The 22,611-nt window shown below is 42.7% G+C and carries 12 protein-coding genes; 10 read left to right on the forward strand and 2 right to left on the reverse strand.

What is annotated here, in order from left to right:
• Window positions 1–189 precede the first annotated feature (189 nt).
• The 6 genes from LKD48_RS09010 to LKD48_RS09035 all read left to right on the forward strand — a co-directional run bounded on the left by LKD48_RS09010 (window position 190) and on the right by LKD48_RS09035 (window position 12,930).
• On the forward strand, window positions 190–1,818 hold the full coding sequence (locus tag LKD48_RS09010; RefSeq protein ID WP_308731825.1) for an extracellular solute-binding protein: 1,629 nt from the start codon (window positions 190–192) through the stop codon (window positions 1,816–1,818).
• A gap of 90 nt (window positions 1,819–1,908) precedes the next feature.
• A complete protein-coding gene (locus LKD48_RS09015) occupies window positions 1,909–5,505 on the forward strand; it encodes a COG1470 family protein (protein WP_308731826.1) in 3,597 nt (1,198 codons plus the stop codon).
• Window positions 5,502–7,151 carry a glycoside hydrolase family 43 protein gene (locus LKD48_RS09020; protein WP_066563856.1) on the forward strand — a complete coding sequence of 550 codons (1,650 nt, stop codon included), beginning with the start codon at window positions 5,502–5,504 and terminating at the stop codon, window positions 7,149–7,151. The genes LKD48_RS09015 and LKD48_RS09020 overlap by 4 nt, the downstream gene beginning before the upstream one ends.
• A gap of 80 nt (window positions 7,152–7,231) precedes the next feature.
• On the forward strand, window positions 7,232–8,557 hold the full coding sequence (locus LKD48_RS09025; RefSeq protein WP_308731827.1) for a glycoside hydrolase family 28 protein: 1,326 nt from the start codon (window positions 7,232–7,234) through the stop codon (window positions 8,555–8,557).
• A gap of 16 nt (window positions 8,558–8,573) precedes the next feature.
• A complete protein-coding gene (locus tag LKD48_RS09030; RefSeq protein WP_308731828.1) occupies window positions 8,574–11,624 on the forward strand; it encodes a heparinase II/III family protein in 3,051 nt (1,016 codons plus the stop codon).
• Between the two features lie 88 nt (window positions 11,625–11,712).
• Window positions 11,713–12,930, forward strand: a complete 1,218-nt coding sequence (locus LKD48_RS09035) for a glycoside hydrolase family 88 protein (RefSeq protein ID WP_331466829.1) — start codon at window positions 11,713–11,715, stop codon at window positions 12,928–12,930.
• Between the two features lie 131 nt (window positions 12,931–13,061).
• Here LKD48_RS09035 and LKD48_RS09040 read toward each other — a convergent pair whose 3' ends face one another.
• Window positions 13,062–13,721, reverse strand: coding sequence for a YesL family protein (locus LKD48_RS09040; RefSeq protein ID WP_227102277.1), 660 nt, complete (start codon window positions 13,719–13,721; stop codon window positions 13,062–13,064).
• Between the two features lie 256 nt (window positions 13,722–13,977).
• On the opposite strand from LKD48_RS09040, the gene LKD48_RS09045 reads away from it, so the two are divergent.
• Window positions 13,978–14,835 carry a carbon-nitrogen hydrolase family protein gene (locus LKD48_RS09045; RefSeq protein WP_308731829.1) on the forward strand — a complete coding sequence of 286 codons (858 nt, stop codon included), beginning with the start codon at window positions 13,978–13,980 and terminating at the stop codon, window positions 14,833–14,835.
• A 30-nt stretch (window positions 14,836–14,865) separates the two neighbouring features.
• Here LKD48_RS09045 and LKD48_RS09050 read toward each other — a convergent pair whose 3' ends face one another.
• Complete coding sequence (locus tag LKD48_RS09050; protein ID WP_308731830.1) at window positions 14,866–16,359, reverse strand: polysaccharide deacetylase family protein; 1,494 nt, start codon at window positions 16,357–16,359, stop codon at window positions 14,866–14,868.
• 213 nt (window positions 16,360–16,572) lie between these two features.
• Here LKD48_RS09050 and LKD48_RS09055 point away from each other — a divergent pair, with 213 nt between their 5' ends.
• The 3 genes from LKD48_RS09055 (at window position 16,573) to pheT (ending at window position 22,342) form a co-directional block, all read left to right on the forward strand.
• Window positions 16,573–18,447 (forward strand): sensor domain-containing diguanylate cyclase, encoded by a 1,875-nt coding sequence (locus tag LKD48_RS09055; protein ID WP_308731831.1) that lies wholly within the window; start codon window positions 16,573–16,575, stop codon window positions 18,445–18,447.
• Window positions 18,448–18,850: 403 nt separating this feature from the next.
• Entirely contained in the window at window positions 18,851–19,879 is a 1,029-nt protein-coding gene (pheS, locus tag LKD48_RS09060) for a phenylalanine--tRNA ligase subunit alpha (RefSeq protein ID WP_408628574.1), read from the forward strand.
• Between the two features lie 18 nt (window positions 19,880–19,897).
• On the forward strand, window positions 19,898–22,342 hold the full coding sequence (gene pheT / locus LKD48_RS09065) for a phenylalanine--tRNA ligase subunit beta (protein ID WP_308731833.1): 2,445 nt from the start codon (window positions 19,898–19,900) through the stop codon (window positions 22,340–22,342).
• The last annotated feature ends 269 nt before the right edge of the window (window positions 22,343–22,611 follow it).

Consider the following 22,611-nt stretch of genomic DNA (forward strand, 5'->3'; position numbering starts at 1 on the left):
CTTTTTATACGATTTAGCATTCATTCTATATGATAAATGAGGGAGAGCAACAGTAAATAGTATAAATGCTACTGAAAAGCACAGTCTGTTAGTTTGTAGTGTTGAAAATCCAAAATTTTTAGCTAAAATGGAGCCATACCCAAACAGGGAGCCCCAAGAGGGAACAAACCAGAAAGGCGGATTATAAGAATGAAGAAGATGACAGGAAAAATGGCAATGGCGATGGCAGGTCTGATGGCGTTTGGTACAATGGGCACAGGCGTAACTGCAATGGCAGCAGAAGATGGAGACGTGGTAACAATCAAGTTTATGCATAAGGGACCAAAGCCAGACAACTGGGATGCTGTATATGCAAAGTACGAAGAAGAGTACATGGATGAGGTTGGCGTAGCACTGGACATCACATGGGTTGAGCATGCTGATTATAAGGATAAGTTAAACCTTGAGATTACAAGTGGAAATGACTGGGATCTTGTTTTTGACGCATCATGGGTTCAGTTAAAGAATCTGGCACCAGAAGGCTATTATGCAGACCTTTCTTCCTATTTTAACAATCCAGATGAGTATCCAGGACTGGCAAAGGCATTCTCAGAAGAAGTAATGGAAGCAAATATTTGGTTCGATAAGATGTGTTACATTCCACTGTTTGAGACCTATGGAAATGGTATTCCAGTCGTATGGTACAGAAAAGACTGGGCAAAGGATTGGGGTGTAGGAACAGACGGTCAGATCAACAGCTATGATGAGATGGAGCAGTACTGGCAGGCAGCAAAAGATGCAGGTGTTATTCCTTACGGTGCAACTCAGGCAAGAGGTTTCTTCCAGCAGCTTTCTGTTCGAGGTGAAGCACAGGAAGGATCTGCACAGGCTGGACTTCAGTCATTCTCATCTGCAGGCTTGACCATTTGGACTTATGTAAAAGATGGCGAGCTGGTAAGCTATGCAGTAGAAGGCTCCGGCGATGAGAACTTTAAGGATTTCCCAGAGGGATGGAATCATGATTTTGGTGCTGACCGTTATGAAAAGTTTGCCAATTGGCAGGATGCAGGTTATATTGATCCGGATTCCCTGAGTGTAACTGATTGTGGTACACCGTTTGAGGCTGGTCTGAATGCATCTATCGTTGGTACACTGGATGATTACGTAGCAGATATGAAATACGTAGACTCCTGGAAGGCAGCAGAAGATGATGATGCAGAACTGGGTTACTTTGTATACGTAGATTCGATCCGTGATAAGGAAGAGGGAGCGATTCCAACTGACCGTTCAGGTAATAATGGTCTGGCTATTCCAACAACCTCCACAAAGATTGATGCAACGATGAAGTTCCTTGACTGGATGTTTGGCTCTCAGGAAGCACACGATCTGATTCAGTATGGTATTGAAGGAACAGATTTTGCGTATGGCGAGGAAGAAGGAACAGTAGATGTTCTGAGTGATTACAATTCTCAGTTTGGTGGATATGGCATGACTTGGAATCCGACCTATGCGCTTCTTGGAACATACTATGATGATGAGACACTTGCTTACAGACGTTATGAACTGGAAGATTCCACATTTGTAACCATGCCTGTAACTGGTTTCCACTTTGATACCTCTGATGTTGATTTAGCTACCTCTGTTGCACAGTGTAAGGCTGTTACCGATATGGTTGCAACTGTTAAGCTGCATGGTATCCGCGTAGATGGCTATGGTAACTCCTACGATACAATTAAAGAGATGTTGAAGGCAAATGTTGACGAGGCTATGGAGAATGGCGGACAGGAAGTTGTTGATGCACTTGTTGAGCAGCTGACTGCGTATCTGGCAAGCAAGTAAAACAAAATTTAAAATCGAAATAAGTAACGCGAAGGCGGGCGGTGTGTGAAAGAAATACCGCCCGCTTTTTACATAGGGAGGACAGGCAGAATGATCTTGGATGATAATGGCTTTTTTTACCGAGGGCTTTTTCAGTATAATAAAAATACAAAAGATTACTTTCACAATCCAGTACTGGCAGTGTGCCTGACATATGAGGCAGAGAAACTGCCGTTATTTGTCACCGTTGAAATGACGCTGGAAAAGCTAATCGGCAATGCAAGTGTACATCGCACTCTTGTTACGGCACAGGTGTGCATGACAAAGAGCAGACAGTGGTTTTATTTAAGAAAAGAAGATTTTTCCTTGCCGCTTTCGCGGTCGCGTGAGTATCGTTTTGTAAGGCAGATTCGAATCTATGCAAAGCAGGATGGGCAGCAAACTATAGCAGAGGAATGCGCAAGTATCTTGTTTGATGAGTCTAAAGCAGCTATAAATATTTCCGACGAGAAGAAATGTAACAATGTGCTTTTTGTCGAGGCGCTTTCCTTCCAGAAATCTGATGGCGTCAGTATCAGCACTCCAGTGTGTTCAAAGTGGACAAAGCCAGGCGAAACAATTGAGTATTCGGTTACGATAGAAAATGAGTGCAGGACACCTGTTATGGTTCATCTGTCAGCAGAGGATGATGGCTGGAAAGAGTTAAAGCCACAGATTTCAGATTCAGACTGTGGTTGGCTGCATCTGGAAGCATCAGAAAGCAAAAATGTGACAGTAACTATTTCTATGACTGATACGTTGGCACCAGGCGGCTGCGAAAAATTTCCGATTCATGCGAAGTGGAAAGTAATTGAAAACACAGACGAAAAAAATGAGGGAGACAGCACAATTACACTTTATGCAATGCGAAAATTGCCGCATCCATGCGTTATTTTCGATGATGATCTATTAAATGAAATTCGGCAGAAAATCAGTCGTGCAGATTGGGCAAAGGCAGCATATGAAAAGGCATATAAGGCATCAGAGGAATGGTCGTATCCATCAATTGATTTTAACAAAGACTATTTGTTTGACACTTCTCATGCGCATCATGCAAGAGACTGTGCAATTATATATCAGATCAGCGGCGAGATTCGTTTTGCACAAAAAACAGCAGCATTTTTAAGAGAGTGGAGTGCACCAGATGGATATCGCAGACTTCCACGTGCCGGTAATCAGGAGCTTGTGCATGATGGAGAGTTTTTTAAAAGTGCAGCTTGTGCATATGATTTGATCTATGACTGGGATGGTTGGACAGAAAAAGATCGAGAGAATATCGAGCAGACAATGCGTTTTTATATGGAATATATTGATGCAGAGATTTGCAGCGGTGAGGCATCAAACTGGCTGCTTGCTGAGATTGCAGGAGCTGTTTACAGTGCAGCTGCATTAGGTGATAAGGAGCGTATGGAGCGTTTCTTATATGGACCGGGAGGTGCTGCCGACGAACTAGCAAAGGGTGTGCTTGATGATGGTTGGTGGTATGAGGCTTCCATCGGCTATAATTTGATGTGTGCAGGACTTATGTCAGAAATATCGGTGGTAGCATTACACTTTGGCATGAATTTTAAGGATATTAAGGTTACACCAGCTTACCGAAGAACAAACTGCGTGGCAGAGGCGCGCTTAGATGGTCTGTCTAATGATATCTGGGGTGAAAATACAAAAAACTACAGAAGCATTGAGATGCTTTGGGACAGCCTGATTCCGTTCTATGATTATCGAGGAGTTGTCATGGGAATCAATGACTCTGCCGAACAAAAAAGCAACGCACAGACAAAGGCATTTTATAAGCTTGATTATGAATTGGCTTATCGCTTGTACAAGAAGCCAGAGTATGCTTATATGATTTCAAGACTTGGCGATGATGAGCGAAATGTACTGTTTGGAGAAGAGGTGCGTCCTGCATATGAGTTAGATGAACTTCCATATGAAAAGAGCTGCTATGCGCAGAATGCAGGATCTGTTGTGCTTCGTTCTCATAAAAAGGATCGTCCAATCCGTGAGCAGATTCAGGTGGGTCTTAAATATGGCTCTCACGGCGGTGCACATGGTCACTATGACAGAGCAAGCATGAATGGACTGATGCGCTATGGTCGCTCATTAACCAATCCGGAGAATATCTGGTACAGCTATCATACATTCATGTATAAATTTTATTGTCAGACGTCGATCACTCACAATATGGTCACGGTCGATCTCAAGCAGCAGGAAGCCGCACCGCCAAAGCAGCTTTTGTTTTATACAGGTGATGCAATGCAGGCATTTGGTGTAGAGAATAACAGCAGATGGAGCTATCCGCCGTATGGCGGCTGGCCGGTAGGCAAGCAAAAGACAATTGAAGAACGCCAGTGGATGGAGGGTAGGAGTTTTCCAATTCCAGAAAAGCATCCAGAGTATGCAGTGCGAAGTGGCTTCACAGAGCCTGTTATTACAAGACGAGTAACTGTCCTTACAGATGATTATGTTGTTAACTTTGATTATGCAAAGAGCAGTCAGCCAGAGATCAATCATGATTTCCAGTGCATTTACCATCTGCAGGGTCTTACAAAAGTGGATGATGTACTGTCGATTGAGCGTCATACTGCGCAGTTGTCCGATGATCCGCTTGGAAGTGCACAATTTATCACAGACTGTGATTGGTATGAGAAAAATAATGAAGTAAACAAAGGCAGCCAAGCAGTCGATGGAATAAAAGACAAAGCTGCGATAAAATTCCAGTTTCATACTGAATATGCAGAAAAGAAAAATAATTTCTGGCGATACGACTGGAAGTGGCAGAATCGCACCGCATATAACGAGTACGGAATACTTGATACCGATCTGTATTTTGTTCCGATGAAGCAAGATGATAGTATGCAGTTTGCCGTTGCCTGCCCACCAGAATTTGCTCTTGTAAATAAGCGTTTGTACTGGAAGGTATGCGCAGTAATGGAGAAAGATAAGGCATCTGGTGAACAGGAAGTTGTTCTCGCAGAGGGAAAATTTGGTGCATGGATTCTTGGAAAAGAGACTGTTGATGTTGCACTTGACGGCGTGAAAAAGTTGTATTTAAAGGTATTTACCGAGGATGGCCGTCAGGGCGATTTGTACGAGTATGAATCACTTAAAACCATTTTCTGGGGGAATCCGGTGATTGAGACAAAAAATAAAAAGAAGCTTGATATGTCTGAATTGGTATATGTTTGTGAAAATACCGATGAGGGATGCGGTGTCGGAAAAGACTATGAGGGCGGTCGTGTGACCATACAGGCAGAGGAGTTTGATAAAGCTATTCCAGCAGAGCCGAGAGACAAACGCAAGTGGGGCATCATCACGCTTGATCTGGAAGGACTGAATGCAAAACGCTTTCATGCAGTAATCGGTGGTGATTATCCGGTTGGTGACGAAAGTGAAAAGAGACGTACCGTCTTCCAACAGCAGACGGGAAATAATGCATGCTTTGCAAGTGTCATTGAGCCACATGAAGGCGATGCGATGGTACAGTCTGTGCAGTATGCAGGACCGTGGAGCATCAAAGTAACACTTGTAGATGGCAGAGAGCAGATCGTTTCTGTAAAGGGAATTGAAAATACGCAGGAAAGTGACACAACGAAGAATAGTGTCCGAATCTTGTTAGAAGAATATCAGAAAGGAATACTCATAAGAAGTGAGGAGACAGCCAGATGAAAGTAAAAAATCCGATCTTAAGAGGTTTTTATCCAGACCCGTCCATTGTTCGGGTGGGGGATGATTATTACATAGCAAACTCAACTTTTGAGTGGTGGCCGGGCGTAAGCCTCCACCATTCAAGAGATCTTGTGCACTGGGAAAAGCTGCCGTCACCATTAAATCGCCAGTCACAGCTAGACCTGCGCGGTGTTGGTGCCTCACAGGGCATATGGGCACCATGTCTTACCTATGACAATGGAACATTTTATTTGGTTTATACCGTGGTAAAATCTTTTTATTGCAACATGTACGATACTGCCAATTTTCTTGTGACTGCCACTGACATTCTTGGTCCATGGTCAGAGCCAATTGCACTCAACAATTTTGGATTTGATCCATCGCTGTTTCACGATGACGATGGAAGAAAATATATGGTCAGCATGGTGACTGATCATCGCGTGCCGAAAAAATATGTAGGGCGTCTTGTATTGCAGGAGTATGATGACGAGCAAAAGAAGATGGTAGGACCTGTCAGGGAAATTTTCTGCGCAGATAAAGTATATCTGGAAGGTCCGCATATTTTCAAGCGAAAGGATTGGTATTATCTGTTTGCAGCAGATACTGGAACCGGAGAATTGCACGGACAGTCGATTCTTCGCTCCAAAAATGTCTGGGGATCATATGAGTGGTATGAGGGAAATTCTATTTTGACAGCAAGAGAGCATCCAGATTTCCTGCTTCAAAAATCTGGACACTGCGATCTTGTTGAGACACAAAACGGTGAGTGGTATGCAGTTCATCTGTGTGGTCGTGCACTTGAGAATAGAAATCCAATGGATGCACCGCGCTTTGCAGGGGCAAGACGTTACACACTAGGAAGAGAAACGTGTATACAGAAAATGAAATGGACAAAGGACGACTGGCTGGTGTTGGCAAATGGAACAACGCTTCCTGATTTGGAGACAGAGGTGCCGGATGAACTAGCTGACAAGGCTCAGGCAGAGCAGAAAAATCAGCAGAAGCAGCACGATCAGCAAGAATTTGGTGATGGCATGTTTGATGATTTTGATGATCCGTCAGGTCTGTCGGTGGTCTATCAGACACTTCGCCAACCGCTAACACCGGGCTATTGGTCACTCACCGAGCGTTCTGGCTATTTACGTCTTCGTGGACAGGAAGGTCTTTCCTCAAAATTTAATCAGAGTCTGATCGCAAGAAGATGGGAAGAGTTTTGCTTCGAGACTGCGACATGCGTGGAGTTTGAGCCAGAGGTGTTTAAGCAGATGGCAGGACTGATTTTGATGTACGATCAGGACAACTATTTTTATCTGCATGTCACATTTGATGAGGATGAGGGAAAATGTATCACACTGTTAACTGCAGAGAATAAAAAATATGAATATCCTGCTGGTTTTGTGCCGATTGAATCAGGAAAACCAGTCTATTTAAAGGCAGCCGTTGACTACGACAAGGCGCAGTTTTTCTATGCGGTAGGTAATCAAAATTATCAGGCGATTGGTCCAGTGCTCGATGCAAGCATTTTGTCAGACGAGGCATGCAACGAAGGATGGTTTACAGGAGCAATGGCAGGAATTTGTTGTCAGGATCTAACTGGATTTGGAAAAGCCGCAGATTTTGATTGGTTCTCATATAAAAATGTGTAATTGATCAGAACTTTACAAAAATGATTTTGCAAATGAAATTCTGAAATCTTACAATACTATTGAACTTGAGGAAAAATAAAATGGCAGTTTATAGAGCAAAGGAATTTGGCGCAAAAGCAGATGGCGTCACAAAAGATACCGCAGCGATTCAGCGTGCGATTGATATCTGTGCGCAAAATGGCGGCGGACGTGTGCTGCTTGAGGATGGCACATTTTTAAGCGGAACCTTATATTTAAAGAGCTATGTCTATCTGGAAATTGCAGAGTCGGCACTGTTAAAGGCAAGCCCAGAGATTTTTGATTATGGGACAGACACGCATCACAATCGCTACCGCAATGAGACCGAATTGGATCGTTGCTTTTTGTTCGCACAAGATGCAGAGGATTTTGGTCTGATTGGATATGGAATGATTGATGGTAACGCGGAAAGCTTTCCAAATGCAGGGGATAAATATCGTCCGATGATGTTACGCCTTCTGAACTGTAAGCAGTTTCATCTGGAGCATCTGCGTTTGATGAATGCCGCAGCGTGGACAACGTGTTTTCTTGACAGCGAGTATATCTGGGTACATGGTGTGGATATCCGAAATGAAAAACGCTACAATGGTGACGGACTTGATTTTGACGGCTGCCGTCATGTGTGGATATCTGATTGTCACATAAAAGGAACTGATGATAATTTATGCCTGCAGTCAAGTGGCCAGACAACAGAGGATATTCATATCACAAACTGCGCATTTACATCCGTGTGCGCAGGCATTCGCATCGGTTTAAAGTCTATTGGTGATATTCAAAATGTCGTGATCAGCAATTGCACGATGCATGGAATTTATCGCGAGGGAATTAAGATTGAGTGTACCGAGGGCGGTGTGATTTGTGATATTTTGATCGAAAATGTTACGATGCGAAATGTGCGAAGACCACTATATTTCTTGCTGAATCAGCGCTTCGAGCCAGATGATCTGGGAAGTTCTGTGGAGCTTACTGCGATGCCAAAGGTGGGAAAGATCGAACGCATTCGCGTCAGTGGAATTACCGCAGTGGACGAGGCATGCATGAGCGAAAAGCAGTATCGCTTTACCGATGACATCATGGGTGAGCCAAAGTTTAATGGCATTCGCGTTGACGCAGCAAAGGATCATGCAATTCGCGATCTGATACTTCGAGATGTGTTTTATCACAGCATTGGCGGCGTGAAGGCATCGGAGATTCCAACTGAGTATCCAGAACAGACTGAGAATTATTGGCCAGACTGGAGCCGGTGTGCATTTGTGGATATCCGAAGAGTGGATGGACTGACGTTGGATCACGTGGTATGCGATTGTGAAAATGAGGATGAGCGTGTGCCATTTCTTATTGAGGAGTGCAGTCATGTGAGCGGAACAATCGAGGTCAGAGACAAGTGAGGAGGCAGATCGAAAGATGATAGAAAATGAGTTGAGGCAGCTGATCAGCAAGGCGAAAGCGTGTCTTACGGACTTGTGTCCTTATACAACGCACGTTGCGCAGCTTGCATTGGAGGATATGATACAGCAGGCAGAGGCAGCAGTAGCTCAAGATGAAAATGACAAAAATGACGAAAGTGGAGTATTACCGTTCACAACGAAACGCGAGTTTGGCAATTGGCATTGGAACAAAGAGGATGCTTGCCAGTTTGCAAAGAAGCGTTATACGATGGCATCCGTCTGGTTTGAGCCGGGAAAGGTTTACAGTACATATGGATTAGAGGATGCGCTGGCATGGTTTCAAACGCAGGATTTGCGAAAGTCGCTTGTTGCTTCTGAGATTGATGAAAACAGTTATGTGAATCAGTCTGGAAAGTTTGAGCTGTCTATGGCAGAGACTTGCGAATATTATGAAAAAATATGCCGTGAATTTCTGTCTAATGTCACCTATGGAGATTCAATCGGCCAGTATAGCAAATCAGCGGGAGAGGCGCTTTTACAGGCATTAAATCAACTGACAAAAATCAGAGAAGAAAACGAGAAAAATATTGCTGATAACAGTGTCAATATGGATGATATAACCGCAAATCCAAATGATACAACCGCAATTGCGAAGGCTCTGGCAGCTTGCCTGAATGCATTGTGGGACCTTCGCACCTCACGCGTGCTTCGCAGCAAAATTGGTTTAGAATCTGGCGGAAACCTTCTTCTTAGTGCAGCTCAGATGGAGGAAATTCGCCATAAAATCGAGTCCGATCCTCTCACGAAGGGTCAGTACGAGCAGATAAAAGCGCTTGCTGACAGCGCGTCTCTTGAACAAAGAAAATCAGCGTACAGCGCACTCTTTGCCACAAGTGATAATTATGAGCAGTTAAACCGCGAATTTGTCATTGAGACAAGCGCAGGCAATCGCCCAAGTTTTGCAGTTCCAAAGGGAACCGTGTCAGCATCGTTTGCACTTCGACTGCCTCGCGAGGACAATGAGCGCGATGGCCTTGGTAACATTCAGGTTTGGAATATTGGCTTAAAGGCTTCAGAGGGAGAGAATATCTATCTTGATATTGAGACAGCAAATAGTTTGGAAGTGAATGAACGTGAGACAGCAGTTTGCAAAGTAACACTGTGCAATAAAACATCCGATCACGAGGCCGTGTGGACATATGACAAAGAGATTTTGCTGCGAGACGACGCGATTTACACGGTAATGTTTGATGCAAAGCAGGATGGAAAGTTAAAAAAGGGTATGCAGATTGAGCTGACATTCTTTGACAAAGAGGGAAATAAGCTTGGCACACGCGAGGAAAACTTTAATCGCAAGTCATGGCTTTATGTGAAAAAATACAATCTGTACACTCAGTGTGATGCAATTTGTTACTGGTATACAAAAGATACGTCATATGCAGAAAAGTCAAAGATTGAGATGCTTCATTTCTTAGATGATTTCTGTCAGGGTGCGCATTACTGGCTGCGTTACAACGAGCGTCCGGAGGGAAGCGATGCTTACGGCGGAGTGCAGGGAGGAAGAATCCTATTTACAATAGCTGTAGCATATTCGATGATTCGTGACAGTGGAGTATGGAATAAGGAAGAAAAGGATCGTTTTTATGGTCTTGTTTCCTATATGCTGCGTTATCTGGCAGATCTTCGTGACCGTACACTTCTGACAAAGGAGCGGGCACAGCGTGGAAGCAGCAACTGGCAGACCGATATGCACATCGGAAGCGCAGCCATTATGATGGCAATTCCTGATTTTCCAAATCGAAAGCTTTGGATGTATAATTCCGAGGCAGTGCTTAGGGCGCAGTTAGATTATAAATTAAATGCAGATGGCTCATGGCCGGAATCACCTCGTTACCATTTTGCTTCGCTGGAGCATTTTTCATTGTATGCAAGACTGTGGGAGCGTGAGTCTGGAGAAAATTGGTTTATCTCAAGGAATGCTAATATGCCGGGACTTATTGATATGTTTCGTTATCCACTGTACACACAGACACCGCCATATGCATATTTTAATGACAGCATTGCCACACCGCCGTTTGGCGATCATAAGCTTGGAAATGGAACCGAGTTTGCGTTATATGGTTTGTACTGTGATCAGGTGGCACAGTATGATCGTGACACCGCTCAGAAAATGTACGCGACATGGTGTCGTGCAAATAAGCCAGTGAAGGGTTTTTGGGGTGAATCGGTAACATTAGAGAATCTGATGTATTCGTCTACGCTGCAGGGTGAGGCAAATACACCAGCCAGTCTTGAACTTACCTCCTGTGCAGCATTTCCAAATTCGGGAATCTATGTATTCCGTGATCATTTTGGCACGTCGCAGGAGAATTATCTGGCTGTGATGTCAAGCCAGAAAAGGATTGGACATGGCCATAAGGATCAGGGCGCATTCATTTATTATTATCATTGTATTCCAGTTATAATGGATTCTGGAATTGAAGGTTATTTTGAGGCAAGCACACCATGGCATATCTGCTCCTATTCACATGCTGTTATGCAGTTTGAGGCACCACCACATGGACCGATTAAAAAGACATCAGGCTTTATAAATCTGAGCGCAGGTACATACAGCCTTGAGCGCGGATGGAATGACGGCCCAGATTGCAGCAAAGTAACACAGCTTTGCCTTGATGATAAAAATGATAGCTGCGAAAGCATCTCTATGGAAATTAAAAATCAAAAGGGGTGCGGTGTGCAGCATCGCAATATCACGATTGACCATAGTGCAGAGACAGTTACAGTACAGGATACCGTTACGGATTTTTCAGACAATGTTTTGTTTAATCTTCCGATTCTGGCAAAATCAGCAGTACAAAATGAAAATGAAATTTTGGCAGACGGATATTATGGTGTGAAAATTAAGATTACAATTCACTCAAATACAGAGTCTGTTGTGATCGAGTCAGGACGCGCAACACCGATGGCACCGGGAGCAAATGATCACACCGATCTTTTGTATCTTCGCATAAAGGCAAAGGCAGAGGATGGAGTTGCCATCACGATTGCGCCATATGAAGCAAATTAGTTTGCTCAAATGTTAGTCAAAAGAAAAAATAACAAAGGCAAGACAAGAAAGAACAATAAAGAAATGAAAAGAAAGAGAGGATTGGAACATGACACAGACAACACAAGTTACAGGAAAGCATGTACAAAATGCACAGGGGGTAGGAGCCTTAGAACCACAGGTGCAGCAGTGGATTGATCAGGTCTATGAAAAGATTGAAACAAAAATGCAGTGGGTCAGCGAAAAGTCAAAGGATAAGATCCCATATCTGACAATCAATGGAACACATGATGATCGAAGTGATCTGTCAAAAGAGTGGAGAGCAGATGATGGCCTAAACTGGTGGACGAATGGTTTCTGGGGCGGTATTTTGTGGATGATGTATCAGGCTTCCGGACGCGAGCGCTACGCTGAAATTGCGCGAATCTCCGAGGAAAAGATGGATACTTGCTTTGATGGTTATTACGGCTTACATCATGATGTTGGTTTTATGTGGAGACCAACTGCGGCAGCAGATTATGATCTGACACACAACAAAGAGTCAAGAAAGCGTGCGCTTCATGCAGCAAATCTTTTAGCAGGACGTTTTAATCCAGTTGGTCAGTACATTCGTGCATGGAATGATATTCCGGGATCAGATGACGATACAAGAGGCTGGGCAATTATTGACTGTATGCTTAATTTATCTCTCCTTTACTGGGCATCTGAGGAGACTGGAGATTCTCGTTTTCGTCAGATTGCAATGCTCCATGCCGATACGGCACAGAAATATTTTGTACGCCCAGATGGATCCGTAAATCACATCATAGAGTTTAATCCAGAGACTGGCGAATTTGTTCGAGCTTACGGTGGTCAGGGGTACTGCGAGGGATCAGCGTGGACACGTGGTCAAGGCTGGGCGGTATATGGATTTATGATTAGCTATATTCATACTGGTAAGCAGGAATATCTTGACACCGCAAAGCGTATTGCGCACTATATTATGGCAAATATTCCGGACAATGGCATCATTCCAGTTGATTTCAGACAGCCGAAGGAGCCGGCATGGGAGGATTCCAGCGGAGCATGCGTCATTGCAAACGGACTGATTGAGCTTGCAAAGCATGTGCCGGAATTAGAAAAAGATATGTACATAAGAGCGGCAGTTAAAATCTTAAAGGCAATTGATCAGACAAGAGCAAACTGGGGAACAGATTGTGATTCAATCGTATTAAACTGCACGGGCGCTTATCATAGTCCAGATCACCATTTTACAATGGTGTATGCAGATTTCTATTTCATCGAGGCTGTATTAAAGCTTAGAGGAAATGATTACTTCATGTGGTAATAAAATAGACATGTAATATATTACAAAAAGATCTCTGAATTCCCCAAAATCAAGATTGAGATAGGAATCCAGAGATCTTTTTTTGTTTGATGACATTTTTTCTAGTGGTGTTTTAAGTTAATTGTCATTTCTCATTTTGTATCATTCATTACAGCTACGCTGCCCGGCGTAAACTCATGGTCAGGAAGATACTGGCGGAAAATTCTGTTAAAAATATAAGACTGTAAAAATGCAATTAACGGAAATCCGAATATAACAAGTGGATAAAACTTTAATACCATCAAAGCGCTGCCGCCAAATAAAAGAATAACAAGGCAGATGCTCCAGTGAATATTTTTGAGTGATATAAAAAGGCTGCAGCGAAGCAGTTCCATGATTCGCATATCGAACTGGGACAATAGCGGAAAGAAATAAATAGAGATCAGCGCAAAAATCACAAATAGGCTTAAAAACAGGTGTGAAGCAATGCGAAGCAGATCATTTGGGCTGCCAGAAAGAGTCCACCAGTTAAAACAGATCATGCCAAAGAAGGCAAGCACGATCAGCCATACACCAGTCGCCTGCAAGAAGTTTTCTTTAAATGAGTGAAAGAAATCTCTTGCAATATAACCTTCGTCATCTCGTGCCATGCGCATAGCAGTGTAGTAAACTGCAGTTGTGGAAGCACCAATCGTTACGATGGGGAGACTACAGATCAGCCACAAGAAATTGAGCCATGCCAGATACATGATTTTTGTCAGAAAATTTGCAATCTTATTATCTGGATTAAAAATGTTAAATAGGTTTTTCATAGTGAAATCGTTCCTTTCTATTTGGTATTTGGACTTTGCTTTATTTCTAGTTTTGTTTGGGATTGTCTTCGTTTCTTGTTTTTGGTTCGCATTCCCATTTATAGTTCACTTACTTTGTTTTCTAGTATAAAGAAAGTAGAGAGAAAAACAAGACAAAAAGTTGATGAAAGTATGAATCTGTAAAAAACAAACTGTAAAACTTACAATATCTGTGATAAAACAAATAAAAACTATAAAAACAGAAAGGTGGCAGAACATGAAAATCGCATTGATTCAAACAAAGCAAAATGAACTTTACAATTTTCCGGGGACACGGACTTTTGATACAGAAGAGGTATTGCAGCTGCGACATGAATACATGGAAGAAGTATTTCGCATGGCAGAAGAAGCGGCAAAAGAGGGAGCTAACCTGATTGCGACAACAGAAGTAGTAAATTACAGTGGTCATTTTTCAAAAATAAAAGTGCCATATGCTGATTTGTATCAGGAGATGGGTCAGGCGCAGGAAGAGACATCAAATGAGAAAAATAATAAATTCGATTATGACGTGACAACAAATGAGGAGACTCGATTTGCAGCAATTGCATCCCGGTATGGTGTAATGATTCTTGCCGGACTGGCGCGAAAGGAAAACGGAAAACTCTATAATAGTACTGTTTTCTGGGGCAGAGATGGACGCATAAAAGACGTGTATCATAAGATTCATCTGGCAGGAGATGAATCTGAAATTTTTACACCGGGGCAGACGCTTCACACCATTGATACAGAATTTGGTCATGTTGGAAATGCTGTCTGCTGGGATATGCAGTTTCCTGAGACGGCAAGAAATCTTGCAAAGATGGGCACTGATCTAATTGTGTGTCCGACATGGGGATGGGAGTGGATTTATGGTCCGGCAAGAGCCTATGAAAATGGTATTTTTGTAGCGGCAGCAATGGCAGTTCCGTATTGGATGCCAATTGAAGATCTCAGACGCCCAAGTATGGTGATTTCCCCGGATGGAAAGATTTTGGTAGAAGGTCCGACTGACAAGGCAGCAATTGTGTATTGTGAGATTGATGATATTCACTGCAAACAAAGCAGGGAGTTTCGCCTTAATACACCACTAAATTGATAAAAATAAGGCGGCCATTGGCCGCCTATTTTACTTCGCCCACGGAAAAATAATCGAGAGGCTGTCATCAGAGGAACTGCTTGCAGGGGTAGTAGTGTCTGAGTTTTCCAAAGCAGCAGATTCTGATGTAATATCTGGTATGGATTCAGAAGACTGAGTGCTTTGAGAGTCCTGTGGCTGTGTCTGAGCCAAAGTTTCAGTCTCATCCTGCTGCACTTGTGTTTCAGCTGACGTATTTGTCTCTGGCTGAATCTCAGCAGCCTCTTGTGTCTGCCCAAGCGCTGGATCAAAATAGTTGTAAACCTGACCTGGTACCATGCCGCCTCTTGCAGCCGCCATTTCACTGACTGTAACGAGCTCATAGCCGGCAGCAATCAGTTCTGGGATGATAATTTGGGATGCCTGCGCAGAGGATGCTTCCATATCGTGCATAAGCACAATGGCGCCGTCTTTTACCTTGCTTCTTATCGTATCGCATGTGGTTGCCACATCATGATGCTGCCAGTCAATTGTGTCCACGCACCACATGATAAGCGGATAACCGTCATCAACAGCTGCTACATTGGCACATGAAACATCATCAGTTGCGCCTGTCGGCGGTCTCATGATGCATGGGCGGTTTCCTGTAATCATCTGCACATAGGAGCTTGTACTGCTGATTTCCTGATCTGTTACCTGTGCATCCATATTTGTAATTTTATAATGATTGTAGGTATGATTTCCAATTTCAGAACCTGAATTTTCAATATTTTGAATAATATCCGCGCAGCGTTCTACATTCCTGCCAAGGACAAAGAATGTAGCATAGGCACCATTTGCTGTAAGCGTATCAAGAATGATCTGTGTATTTTGCGTGGAAGGACCATCATCATACGTCAGCGCAACCATTGGCTTTGTGGCGTCAACAGTGTGCCTAAGCTTTCCCTGTGAGGTAAAATCGTAGACGAGATCACCGATACGGTGGCAGCCTACATATACATGTCCATTTTCATCTGTCATACCAGTAGCGCCGTCAGGAAAAGTAAAATTCCCTGTCACAGCTTTTCCATCTTCACCGAAATAGTAATAATAGCCATCATCGCATTTTACAGTAGAGCAAAAATATTGGCGGCCATCATCAGTAAAACAATATGTATCACCATTTTCATCTGTGTAGCGGCCTGTTTGCATTATGCCGTCATCAGAAAAAAGATAGCGTGAATCATCAATCATTTGATATCCAGTCAAAAGATAGCCATTCTGGCAGTAGCCCATAGTGCCGTCAGCATTTGTAATCCAGCCCTCAGCAGGCTTGTTGTCATCATCAGTTCGGTAAAGTGTTTCTCTGTCAAAAGTCTCAGATTCTGTTTCATAAAAGCTCTCGGATTCATTGGCAGCCAAGTTCGCTTCATAGTCATCTGTAGATGTAACGATAGTTTGATTAGAAGGTGCATTTGAAGTACATGCGTTTAAAAAGAACGTGCCAGATAGTCCAAGAGCAAGTACCAGCTTTTTTAGCTGACCTCTTTTTGTAGTATTATGCATTGGATGAAATCCCCCATCAATCGAAATTTAGATTTCCATTAGTATAGCACGCAGTTTAAAAAAAGGGAACATGAGAAAAATCACTTTCAGCAAAAAATGTTATTTTCAATCAAAAAAAACATAGTATAATGAAAAAAAAGGAAACTTGTAGAAGGGTGAAATTACTTGTGCAAGTGCTCTTAGAAGTAAGGATACATGAGAGGAGGCAAGAAGATGATGAGAAAGAAGTGGAAGTATTTTTTGATATCAGCTGCATTGCTTGCAATTATATTTGTTAGTATTGAACGTTACGATAATTATATTGGTCAGAAATTTTATCAGGAAAGTACGCAGGGACTGCTTGCTACATATGAACAGCTTGATAAGACCTTTATGATGTTTGCGCAGCGCAATTGGAATGCACTTGAGGACTGGTGCAATTATTTGAATTATCGTGCAGAAGAACAGGATAAAAAAGAACAAAATGCAGAAGATGGATGGGGTAATTTTGTAAATGAACGTAAAAATTGGCAGTACAGCGATTTTTATGTTTTTAATGAAGATTGTGAGTTCTGGACTATTGATGGACGAAGAGGAACGGCAGAGCACGTGAAGGATGCTTTTAAAGCGCTTTATGAAAAAAAGGGTCCTATTGTGTCAAGCTATGTTGCAAGCGATGGAGAAACTAAAATCGTGTTTGCAGTTCCTTCAGATCCCATTGAGTTAAATAACGTGACATATACGGCGTTTGCAGTTTCATATGATAACAGTGTTGTAGAAAAGCTGATTGGAGGTGGTGTATACAATAATAAAAGTGATTGTTACATAGTTGATTCTGATGGAACAGTGCTTATGTCGCTTGAACCAGAGACGCAGATCACAGATGACTTTGACAATATTTTTGATTTTATTCAGGATAAAACACAGTCTTATAATGAAGATTATCTGGAGCGCATGAAGAAAACTGTGCCAACAAAGGGCAAAGGAAGTGTTTCATTTAAATATCAAAAATCAGAGTATTATCTTGTCTATCAGCCAGTAGGAGTTGACGACTGGTCAATTGTAGGTATTGTGGAAAAGAGTGTTGTTGACTCTGGTATGAGAATGGTTCAGGGAACGACTATCGTTTTGTTGTGTATGATGGCAACATGTATAGTGATTGGAGTTGTCATTTTAATGAAGCAGCGTGCAAAGGCTCAGCTCCAAAAAGAAGCAGACGAGCGCATCAAAGCGGAAAAGAAAAAGGAATTTTCCGATCAGCTGTTTTGGGGAATTTCGCAGATTGTTGACTGTTTTGCAATTTGCGACTTGAAAAATAACAGATATGAATATGAAGACAAGCGGGGTGAATATCTTTATCCGAAAAAAGGATCCTATGACCAATTTATTAATGGGATTTCTGATCAATATACGATATTGACAGATGGAGAAAATGCAAAGTTTACGAATATGCTTTCTGCCGAGCATGTGCGGCAGCTGATAAAGGGACAGAAGGATTCTTATTGTCTGGAGTACTGCGCTAGAGATAAAAGCAGATTCTTTATTATGAGTGTGATTCCGGTTGAGTGGGAAGGGGATACGCTTACAAAAATCATGATTGTTTCACAGGATATGGGACAGCAGCATGAGCTTGAAAACCTTGCTAATACAGATGCACTGACGGGACTTTTTAATAAACGTTATTTTGAAAAAATGATGGAAATAAGAGATGAAAATAAAAAACCGTATGCTCTGTTTTATATGGATCTTGATCTTTTTAAGCCTGTGAATGATACATATGGCCATGAGATGGGCGATAAGGTTTTAAAAGAAGTGGCAAAAAGACTGCTTAAATGTATCAGAAGCAATGATTATGCCTTTCGCATTGGCGGTGACGAATTTATGCTTATCTTAAATGGAAATCTGGATGCACAGATTTGTGAAAAGAGAATTGAGCGCATAAAAAAACTGATTGGAGAACCATATGAATTTGATGGTTATACGATCAAGATAGGAATTAGCTGCGGAAGTGCTGTCTATCCAGATGATGCCGACTGTGCAGCAGATATTCAAAAGCTTGCAGATAAACGCATGTATGAAGATAAGAAAATTAACCATGCACAGAGGTGAAAAACATCAAGGCAGGTCGGGGGGGGTTGACTTCTCTTTGAAAACTGCTATAATAAACGATGACTGAGAAAATGTGTAAGTAGTCTGTACCATTCGGTTTTCCAGAGAGGCCGCATAACCTGCTGAGAGTGCTGCCATCCGCCTACAGATGAATTTCAGCATTGGAGTCTTCCACGAAAATTTTGTTTATGACAAAAGCTAAGTGGATGCAGCTGCTGCATTATGGCAGATCAAGTGCGGATTGTAATAATTTTTATAATCCGAACATGGGTGGTACCGCGGATTTATTCGTCCCATAAAGGTTTTTTTTAAAGCCTCTATGGGACTTTTTTTATTGCTCGTCCCATAGAAAAAGCAACATTTAAGAAAGCAGAGGAAAGGTTATATGCAGGAAACACACAAGCTGTCCGACAATCTTGCTGCTCTGAAGGAGAAGATTGAGACCGGACTGGAAGGATTGTCCAATTCTAAGGAACTGTATGAGTTCAGAAGCTCTTATCTGGAAGGAAAAAAGAGTAAGATCAGCGAGCTGATGAAGGAAATGAGAAATCTTGCACCAGAAGAGCGTGCAGGATACGGAAAGTCAGTAAACGAGTTAAAGGAGTGGGCGATTGATCGTTTCTCCAAGATGGAAGAAAAAATGAAGCAGTTAGAGTTACAGCGCCGCTATGAGTCTGAAAAAATCGACCTGACACTTCCGGCAGATGAGACTGGCATTGGAAATCTTCATCCGATTACACTTGTTCGCAACCAGTTAATCGATATCTTTGCAGGCATGGGCTTTGAGATCTATGAGGGCGCAGAGATCGAAAATGATTACTATAACTTTACGGCACTGAACACACCGAAGGATCATCCGGCAAGAGATATGCAGGATACTTTCTATCTGTCACCAGAGTTCTTGCTTCGCACACAGACCTCATCAGGTCAGATTCATGTTATGGAGAGCAAGAAGCCGCCGATCAAGATTTTATCTCCAGGAAGAGTATTCCGTTCTGATGATGATGCGACTCATTCTCCAATGTTCCATCAGATGGAGGGACTTGTTGTTGATAAGGGAATTACCCTGTCTGATTTAAAGGGTATGCTTGATCTGTTTGTACAGAAAATTTACGGAGAGGGAACTGTGACCCGTCTTCGTCCGTCTTACTTCCCATTCACAGAGCCGTCTGTAGAGGTTGACTGCAGCTGCTTTGAGTGCGGCGGCAAGGGCTGTAATTTGTGTAAGGGAACTGGCTGGATCGAAATTCTTGGTGCTGGCGTAGTAAATAAGAAAGTCCTTGAAAACTGTGGCATCGATTCCGAAGAATACAGCGGTTTTGCGTTTGGTATCGGTCTTGAGCGTACTGCAATGCTTAAGTATGGTATCAACAACATCAAGATGCTGTTTGGATCGGATCTGCGTGTCCTGAAACAGATTAACGAGAAATAAGAAAGGACGGAAACGAATATGTTAGTACCATTAAGTTGGCTTAAAGAATATGTAGATATTGATGTAACACCGCAGGAGCTTGAAAAAAAGCTGTTTGACGGCGGATTTGAGGTAGAGGAGCTGTATCAGGTTGGTCATGACATCGATAAGATTGTAGTTGGTCTTGTTGAGACTTGCGAGCCGATTCCAGAGACACATCTTCATGTGTGTCAGGTTAATGCAGGTGAGTATGGCACTATGCAGATTTGCTGCGGCGCTGACAATGTACAGGCAGGCGGCAAGTATCCAGTAGCACTTGTTGGTGCAACTGTTTATGCAACAGCAAAGGATCATAAGACAATCGAAGGCGTGATGACAATTAAAAAGGGTAAGCTTCGCGGTTTTGAGTCATACGGTATGCTTTGCTCTGGAACAGAGCTTGGCTTAACAGAGGATCTGTATCCGGGTGCAGGCTATAATGGTTTGTTAGAGATGCCGGCTGATGCACAGCCTGGTGCAGATGTAAAGGCTATCACAGGTCTTGATGACTGGATGTTTGACATCTCATTAACTGCAAACAGACCGGACTGCCAGAGCATCTTAGGAATTGCAAGAGAGGTTTCTGCAATGCTTGAGAAGCCATTAAAGATGCCGTCAACCGATTATACAGAGACCGAGGTAAAGAAGGACGGCTTTAAGGTAAGTGTTGAGGCACCAGATCTTTGCCCGCGTTACAGTGCACACTATGTATATGATGTAAAGATGGGTGAGTCTCCGGCATGGATGAAGCGTCGTCTTGCACTTGTTGGTATTGGATCAATCAGTAACATCGTAGATATCACAAACTATGTATTAAAAGAGATTGGACAGCCAATGCATGCATTTGACTGCTCTTACCTTGAGGGCAACGAGATTTGCGTAAGAAGAGCACATGAGGGTGAGAAGATTGTTACACTTGATGAGCAGGAGTACACAATGTCACCAGCTAATCTTGTTATCTGCGACGGCGTAAAGCCAGTTGCATTAGCAGGTGTTATGGGCGGATTAAATTCTGAGATTCGTGACACAACAGAAAGTGTTATGTTTGAGGCTGCTAAGTTTGCAAGAGATAATGTTAGAAAGACTGCAAGAGCACTTGGAAAGTCTTCTGATTCAAGTTCAAGATTTGAGAAGGGCGTGGATGAATACTCAACTGTTCTTGGTATGAAGCGTGCACTTCATTTAATCGAGGAGCTTGGCTGCGGAAAGGTTTCTTCTACTCATGTAGATGTTAATGTTGGAAACAGCATTGAGCCTCAGCCGATGCAGGTAAGCATCCATAAGGTAAACAGCGTTCTTGGAATTGAGGTTCCGGCAGAGGAGATTGTACGTCTGATGAAGAATTTAAACTTCAATCCGACAGTTGAAGGTGACGTACTGACTCTTCAGGTACCAGCTTACCGTGAGGATATGCTGCCAGAGGGTGAGAATGATGTAGAGCGTTATCCGGATGTGGCAGAGGAAGTAATTCGTATGTATGGTTATGACCATATTAAGTCAACATTTATGCCATCTGCACAGGTAACAGCAGGCGGATATAACAAAGAGCAGAAGGGCGAGCTTGCATTAAAGCGTACTCTTTGTACTATGGGTGCATATGAGTGTATGCATTACTCATTCTTCTCCCCGTCTGATTTGGATCTTTTGAAGTTCCCGGCTGATGCAAAGGAGCGTTTCGCAATTCAGATCATGAATCCAATCAATATCGATCTGTCATTAATGCGTACTACACTTGCTGCATCAATGCTCAATGCTATTTCAAGAAATGAAAAGCAGGGTATTCTCGACGGAAGACTTTTTGAGGTTGCAAATATCTTTATTCCGAAAAATCTGCCGCTTACCGAGTATCCGGATGAGAGAAAAACACTTTGTGTTGGTACCTTCGGTGCAAAGGAATCCTTCTACACAATGAAGGGCATTGCAAACGGAATCGCAGACAGCTTAGATGTTGCATTTACTTATGAGCCAATTCAGAAATCCTTCCTGCATCCGTATCAGGCAGTAAAGGTATTATGTGAGGGCGAAGAAATTGGTTATTTCGGTAAGGTTGCGTACGATATTCAGGACAAGTTAAGCATGCGTGCAAGCGCATATGTTATGGAGCTTGATCTGGAGATTCTGTCCAAGTGGTATGATAAGAAGAGAACCTTCATTCCGCTGCCAAAGTTTGCAGAGGAGAAGCGTGACCTTGCATTTGTAATGGATAAGGCAATCACATGTGGCCAGATCGAGGACTGCATCCGCAAGGAAAATAAGTATGTAAAGGAAATCAAGCTGTTTGATATCTACGAGGGAGGCCAGATTCCGGAAGGAAAGAAGAGTATGGCATTCTCTATCACATTCGTTCCAAAGGATGAGGCATTTGACGATGCACGCGTTCAGAAGTTCGTTGACAAGATCTGTGCAAAGTTAAACGAGGAGTACGGCGTCGAGCTGAGAGCGTAAGCAACTAGCAATACAAGATTTAAAATATAGAGACCTCTGCAGGGCTGTAAAAGCTTTGCAGGGGTCTCTTTTTTAAAATTTCCACTTTAACTGTTTGCCAGAAAAATATATAATAACAATTATAAGCAGCGTCTAACTCTGTAGGAATTACAAAGCGCATCTAAAGACACGTAAGGACAACGAGAGGAGGGATTTTTATCCAGTTCTCCGCAGAAAACCTCGTCCGACATAGTCGGGCGGGGATGAATGCGGCATAAAAAATAAATCAA

Origin of the sequence: Anthropogastromicrobium aceti (assembly GCF_020687335.1) — a bacterium.
GTDB classification, from domain to species: domain Bacteria; phylum Bacillota; class Clostridia; order Lachnospirales; family Lachnospiraceae; genus Anthropogastromicrobium; species Anthropogastromicrobium aceti.

Coding starts and splice junctions, on each gene's coding strand:
- LKD48_RS09010 (WP_308731825.1), top strand. CDS start 190: ATGAAGAAGATGACAGGAAAAATGGCAATGGCGATGGCAGGTCTGATG.
- LKD48_RS09015 (WP_308731826.1), top strand. CDS start 1,909: ATGATCTTGGATGATAATGGCTTTTTTTACCGAGGGCTTTTTCAGTAT.
- LKD48_RS09020 (WP_066563856.1), top strand. CDS start 5,502: ATGAAAGTAAAAAATCCGATCTTAAGAGGTTTTTATCCAGACCCGTCC.
- LKD48_RS09025 (WP_308731827.1), top strand. CDS start 7,232: ATGGCAGTTTATAGAGCAAAGGAATTTGGCGCAAAAGCAGATGGCGTC.
- LKD48_RS09030 (WP_308731828.1), top strand. CDS start 8,574: ATGATAGAAAATGAGTTGAGGCAGCTGATCAGCAAGGCGAAAGCGTGT.
- LKD48_RS09035 (WP_331466829.1), top strand. CDS start 11,713: ATGACACAGACAACACAAGTTACAGGAAAGCATGTACAAAATGCACAG.
- LKD48_RS09040 (WP_227102277.1), bottom strand. CDS start 13,721: ATGAAAAACCTATTTAACATTTTTAATCCAGATAATAAGATTGCAAAT.
- LKD48_RS09045 (WP_308731829.1), top strand. CDS start 13,978: ATGAAAATCGCATTGATTCAAACAAAGCAAAATGAACTTTACAATTTT.
- LKD48_RS09050 (WP_308731830.1), bottom strand. CDS start 16,359: ATGCATAATACTACAAAAAGAGGTCAGCTAAAAAAGCTGGTACTTGCT.
- LKD48_RS09055 (WP_308731831.1), top strand. CDS start 16,573: ATGATGAGAAAGAAGTGGAAGTATTTTTTGATATCAGCTGCATTGCTT.
- pheT (WP_308731833.1), top strand. CDS start 19,898: ATGTTAGTACCATTAAGTTGGCTTAAAGAATATGTAGATATTGATGTA.